The following is a 4,966-nucleotide window of genomic DNA, read 5'->3' as shown; positions in this document are numbered from 1 at the left end:
GGAAATCAATAAAAGAAGAATTGGGATTGAGCATGTATTTGGCAGTTTGAAAACCTTCAAAATCCTTGCCGAACGATATCGTAACAGAGGCAAAAGACTAGGATTAAGATTTAGTTTAATCGCGGGAATCTATAATTTGGAGCTGAGTAAAAAATGACTTATGAAAGAAGTCTAATGATTCTTGCATTAATTCTGACTGACCCACCACCATGGCATTGCAGTGTTTTTCAATATTTTTCGATGGATTAGATAGTCTGAATCATGCCGGGCTACTTCAGTCCAAAAATGCGGGCTATGATCAAAATGCCGGGTATGTGCCAGTTCATGCACGCAGAGATAACGGACGATATTTTCAGGAAACAGAATAATACCGCTATTCAGCATAATGTCATGTCTGGCAGAACAGCTGCCCCAACGGGTTTTCGGCTGGCGGATATTACAGACATTGAAAGATAATCCTGTTTCCAGACTAACCTGTTCAAGATAAATCGGTAACTGTTGTTTGGCATAGGCAATCACAAAAGCTTTTAAGTAGCTTTCAGGATTTCGATCACTGATATAGAGCATATAGTTTTCATGATCCAGAATAAAATTATGCTTCTGGGCCTGGTATTGAACTGATATTGGCTGATTCAGATTAAATAGCTGCAAGCTGGCAGGTAAACTACGATCAATACTTTGAATTTTTTCCTGCTGGGATTGCCAGGTTTTGAGTAACCAGCTTTCGGCGTCATTAATAAAATTCTGGATTTGTTTTTTTGTGCAAAATACGGGTGCAGTCAGGCGAATTTGAGTACCATCCACACGAAGCTTTAAACGTGTTGAGCGAATATTTCGGACAATTTGAATTTCAGGTAAGTCGGATAAGGTCATTTTTATTCTTTTTTTAATTTCCCCAAACCCCTCTTTCTCAAAGAGGGGCTTTCAAAAGTCTCCCTTCTTGCGCTTGTTTTAAAGCAGTGCTTTAAAACTTCACTCAGGGAGATTTAGAGGGATTTTTTCTAGAAAGTTTAATTAAACCGCAGTACGCTCTTCAATACCGTTATCAGTAGCAACCACAGCAATATCAGCTTTATTTAATGCAAAGATACCGTTACAAACAACACCTGGAATGTCATTCAAAGTTTTTTCTAACTCTAATGCATTCAAAATATTTAAGTTATAAACATCCAAAATTACATTACCGTTATCAGTGATTACGCCTTCACGGTATGCAGGGTCCCCCCCTAAAGCAACAATTTTACGTGCAACTGCAGAACGTGCCATTGGAATCACTTCTACAGGAAGCGGAAATTCACGACCTAACTGTTCCACCCACTTAGAATCATCGACGATACAAACGAATTTTTTCGCAATAGATGCAACAATTTTTTCACGTGTCAGCGCAGCACCGCCACCTTTGATCATGTGCATATGGCGGTCGATTTCATCCGCACCATCGACATAGGCATCCAGACCGCCTACGCTATTCATATCGACAACTTCAATGCCTAATTTTTTAAGGCGTTGTGCAGTGGCTTCAGAACTTGCAACTGCTGCTTCCAATTGAAGTTCAGGCAAAAGTTCGATCAAGAAGTTAACAGTACTCCCAGTACCGACGCCTAAAATGCCCCCTTTTGGTAAGTGCTTTAACGCAGCTTTTGCTGCAGCTTGCTTTTTCTCATCTTGGGTTGCATATAGACTCATGACATCACTCAACTATTTTGGACTTTCGCAGTATTTTTAAACCGCAAAGCCGCGTGGTTTGTTACAATAAGTGCTTATTTTAAACTGTTAGATGGAAAATTAACATGCTGTCTCGTTTGGTTCGACAAATATTACAGGCAACGGTCTATGACGTTGCAATCGAAACCCCACTCGAAGCAGCGCCACGAATTAGCGAGCGCTTAAATAATAACATTCGCTTTAAACGTGAAGATTTACAACCGGTTTTTTCATTCAAGCTACGCGGTGCTTATAACCGTATTAGTCAATTACCGAAATCACAACTCGAACGTGGCGTTATCACAGCTTCAGCAGGCAACCATGCCCAAGGTGTGGCGCTGTCAGGGAAAAAGCTGGGGATTCGCGCGATTATCGTGATGCCAAAAACTACGCCTGATATCAAGGTTCAGGCGGTAAAACGCTTAGGTGGCGAAGTCGTATTGCATGGTGATTCATTCGACGTTGCCAATAAATATGCGATTCAACGTGCCGAAGAAGATGGCATGACCTTTATTCCACCTTATGACGATGAACTGGTGATGGCCGGTCAAGGCACCATTGCCAATGAAATTTTGCGTCAATGGCGTGATGTAGAATATGTCTTCGTTGCTGTTGGTGGTGGTGGTCTGATTGCCGGTGTTGCAGCGTACTTGGGAGATGTTGCTCCGCATGTCAAAGTTATTCCTGTGGAATATGATGAATCCGCGTGCTTAAAAGCGGCCTTAGAAGCCAATGAACGTGTGATTCTTCCATCTGTCGGTTTATTTGCCGATGGTACTGCAGTGGCACAAATTGGTGAAAAACCTTTTGAGGTCATCCGCCTGCAAAAATCAGATAATTCTGGTCCAATTGTTGAACCTGATGTGGTACTGGTCAATACTGATGAAGTCTGTGCAGCAATTAAAGATACCTATGACGAATGCCGTAGTATTGTAGAACCATCTGGTGCAATGGCGTTGGCAGGGATTAAAAAATACGTCGCTGAACACGGCATTCAAGGTAAAAATATCGTGTCGATTGTTTGTGGTGCCAACATGAACTTTGACCGTTTACGCTATATTGCCGAACGTACTGAACTCGGTGAGCGTAAAGAAGCAATCTTTGCCGTGACCATTCCTGAACAGAAAGGCGCTTTCCTGAGTTTCTGTCGTGCCCTGCAAGGCCGCAACATCACCGAGTTTAACTACCGTGCCAGCGATGCAACTGCAGCTCAGGTCTTCGTGGGTATTAGCCTGAAAAATGGCGAAAAAGAACGTCAGGAAATTTATGAAAACCTGAAATTCCAGTATGACGTTGATGATCTGTCTGACGACGAAGTAGCAAAACTGCACATCCGTTATCTAATTGGTGGTCATGCAGACATTGAAAATGAACGTCTGTTCCGTGTCGAATTCCCGGAGCGCCCAGGTGCATTATTGACTTTCCTTGAACGTCTAGGCCCAACTCATAACATCACCCTGTTCCACTACCGCAACCACGGTGCGGCTGAAGGTCGCGTACTGGTCGGCTTGGAAGCGGAAGATGCAAAACAGAATCCAGACGGTTTGATAGAAACTCTGGAGAGTATCACCTATCCATATGACGAGATTACCAATAACCTGGGTTATCAACGCTTCCTGAAATAATTTCTGATTCTGATATCCAAACAATCAAAACCGTCTTTCGAGGCGGTTTTTTGATATAAGCAAATAAGAACGCAGGTCTTTGATAATATTTATGTAAAGCAAATAGCTGAAAAATTAATTAAGCACTAAGATAAGCACGTAAATTAATAGAAAGCGCATGTATAAGCGCGGCAACTTTAGGAAAAATACATGGCACTGTTTGCTGTGATCGGTTTAGGAAGTTTCGGTGCCACTGTTGCCACACAACTGATGTCACTCAAACATGAAGTAATTGGCATCGACCTGAATAAAAAATATGTCGAAAGCATTTCAGATGAACTCACCCATGCCGTGATTGCAGATGCCACGGATGAACATGTGCTGGACGAACTAAATGTTCAAAACTGTGAAGCGGTGGTGGTGGCGATTGGTGAAGATATTGAAGCCAGTATTCTCTGCGTCCTACACCTCAAGAATATGGGAGTTAAAAAAATCTGGGCCAAATCCAAGTCCAAAGCCCATCATATGATCCTGACTCATCTTGGGGTGGATAAGATTATTCATCCCGAGGAAGATATGGGCGTTCGGATCGCGCAATCCTTAAGTTATCCGATGGTCAGCCGCTATATGGCGCTTGAGGATAATCGTTATCTGGTCAAAATTGAGATTCATACCGAACAAAGTGGTATCAAACTCAATCAGCTGATGGATCATGCATCAGAAATTAAAACCATTCTGCACAAGCGTGGCCCCGTGGTTCAATATATCCTCGACCCGCATCTTATTCTTAAAGAAGGTGATATTCTGCTTGTTGAGGGCTTGCTGGAACCTTTACGTCGCCTGTCCAAACATTTTAAAAATCTATGAAAATAACTGCTCATAAAAACCGGACTATTAACCTCAGTCCACCCAGCATTATCGCATTGGGATTTCTGGCATTGATTCTGGTTGGTTCCATTTTGTTAATACTGCCAGTTTCTCATCATGGTGATGTCACCTGGTTTCAGGCTGTTTTTACTGCAACTTCTGCAGTGACCATTACCGGTTTGTCTGTGGTCAATGTCGGAGAAGCTTATACGGTCTTCGGAAAGATCGTGATCATGATTCTCCTGCAATGTGGCGGACTCGGCTTTATGACCTTTGCCATTCTGGCTGCCATGAGTCTGGCGCCCAAAATGGGACTAAGGCAACAGGTTATGGCTCAGGAATCCATCGGTCAGACCAGCCTGAAAAAGATCAGTACTACCATTAAAGGTGTGTTTCTATATTCGCTGTTCTTTGAAGCAATTGGCACAGTGATTCTGACTATTGCATGGCTGCAGGACTATAACTTTGCCCAGGCTTTTTTCTACGCTTCCTTTTATAGTATTTCTGCTTTTAACAATGGTGGCTTTTCCCTGTTCCCGAATAGTCTAATGAGCTTTGCCGATCAGTATCTTATTACCTTCACCATTAGCATGCTGTATATCATTGGCGGCATTGGCTTTCTGGTGTTGATGGATGTACGACAGCATAAACGCTGGCGCAAACTGAGTACTAACAGTAAGCTGATTTTGAGTACCATTGCTGCACTGAATCTTTCTGCCTTTATCCTGATCTGGATTCTGGAAGCTTCTAATCCTCAAACACTGGCATTGATGAGTGTGGGCGATCAGGCG

General features: G+C 42.7%; 6 protein-coding genes. 4 read left to right on the top strand and 2 right to left on the bottom strand.

Features of this window, described 5'->3' with window-relative positions:
- Window positions 1-157 (top strand): transposase (locus B4033_RS11230; RefSeq protein ID WP_286834057.1); only part of this gene is annotated, 157 nt, incomplete at its 5' end.
- Between the two features lie 29 nt (window positions 158-186).
- Here the strand turns inward: B4033_RS11230 and B4033_RS11225 are convergent.
- Together B4033_RS11225 and rpiA are read right to left on the bottom strand one after the other, a co-directional pair.
- On the bottom strand, window positions 187-873 hold the full coding sequence (locus B4033_RS11225) for a SprT family zinc-dependent metalloprotease (RefSeq protein WP_286834044.1): 687 nt from the start codon (window positions 871-873) through the stop codon (window positions 187-189).
- A gap of 141 nt (window positions 874-1,014) precedes the next feature.
- A complete protein-coding gene (rpiA, locus tag B4033_RS11220) occupies window positions 1,015-1,686 on the bottom strand; it encodes a ribose-5-phosphate isomerase RpiA (protein WP_005221821.1) in 672 nt (223 codons plus the stop codon).
- Window positions 1,687-1,790: 104 nt separating this feature from the next.
- Between rpiA and ilvA the strand changes: the two genes are divergently transcribed.
- From ilvA to B4033_RS11205, 3 genes are all read left to right on the top strand, one after another.
- Window positions 1,791-3,329, top strand: a complete 1,539-nt coding sequence (ilvA, locus tag B4033_RS11215; RefSeq protein ID WP_004812768.1) for a threonine ammonia-lyase, biosynthetic — start codon at window positions 1,791-1,793, stop codon at window positions 3,327-3,329.
- Between the two features lie 189 nt (window positions 3,330-3,518).
- On the top strand, window positions 3,519-4,175 hold the full coding sequence (locus B4033_RS11210; protein WP_004812766.1) for a potassium channel family protein: 657 nt from the start codon (window positions 3,519-3,521) through the stop codon (window positions 4,173-4,175).
- A partial coding sequence (locus B4033_RS11205; RefSeq protein ID WP_286834042.1) for a potassium transporter TrkG occupies window positions 4,172-4,966 on the top strand: 795 nt, incomplete at its 3' end. The genes B4033_RS11210 and B4033_RS11205, both read left to right, overlap by 4 nt.

Source organism: Acinetobacter sp. UBA3132 (assembly GCF_002364825.1).
Classification (GTDB): domain Bacteria; phylum Pseudomonadota; class Gammaproteobacteria; order Pseudomonadales; family Moraxellaceae; genus Acinetobacter; species Acinetobacter schindleri.
This window is presented reverse-complemented; position numbering and strand designations above follow the sequence as displayed.

What these genes read in the sequence shown, in the direction of transcription:
- rpiA (WP_005221821.1), bottom strand. Translation starts at nt 1,686, where the DNA reads ATGAGTCTATATGCAACCCAAGATGAGAAAAAGCAAGCTGCAGCAAAA.
- B4033_RS11210 (WP_004812766.1), top strand. Translation starts at nt 3,519, where the DNA reads ATGGCACTGTTTGCTGTGATCGGTTTAGGAAGTTTCGGTGCCACTGTT.
- ilvA (WP_004812768.1), top strand. Translation starts at nt 1,791, where the DNA reads ATGCTGTCTCGTTTGGTTCGACAAATATTACAGGCAACGGTCTATGAC.
- B4033_RS11225 (WP_286834044.1), bottom strand. Translation starts at nt 873, where the DNA reads ATGACCTTATCCGACTTACCTGAAATTCAAATTGTCCGAAATATTCGC.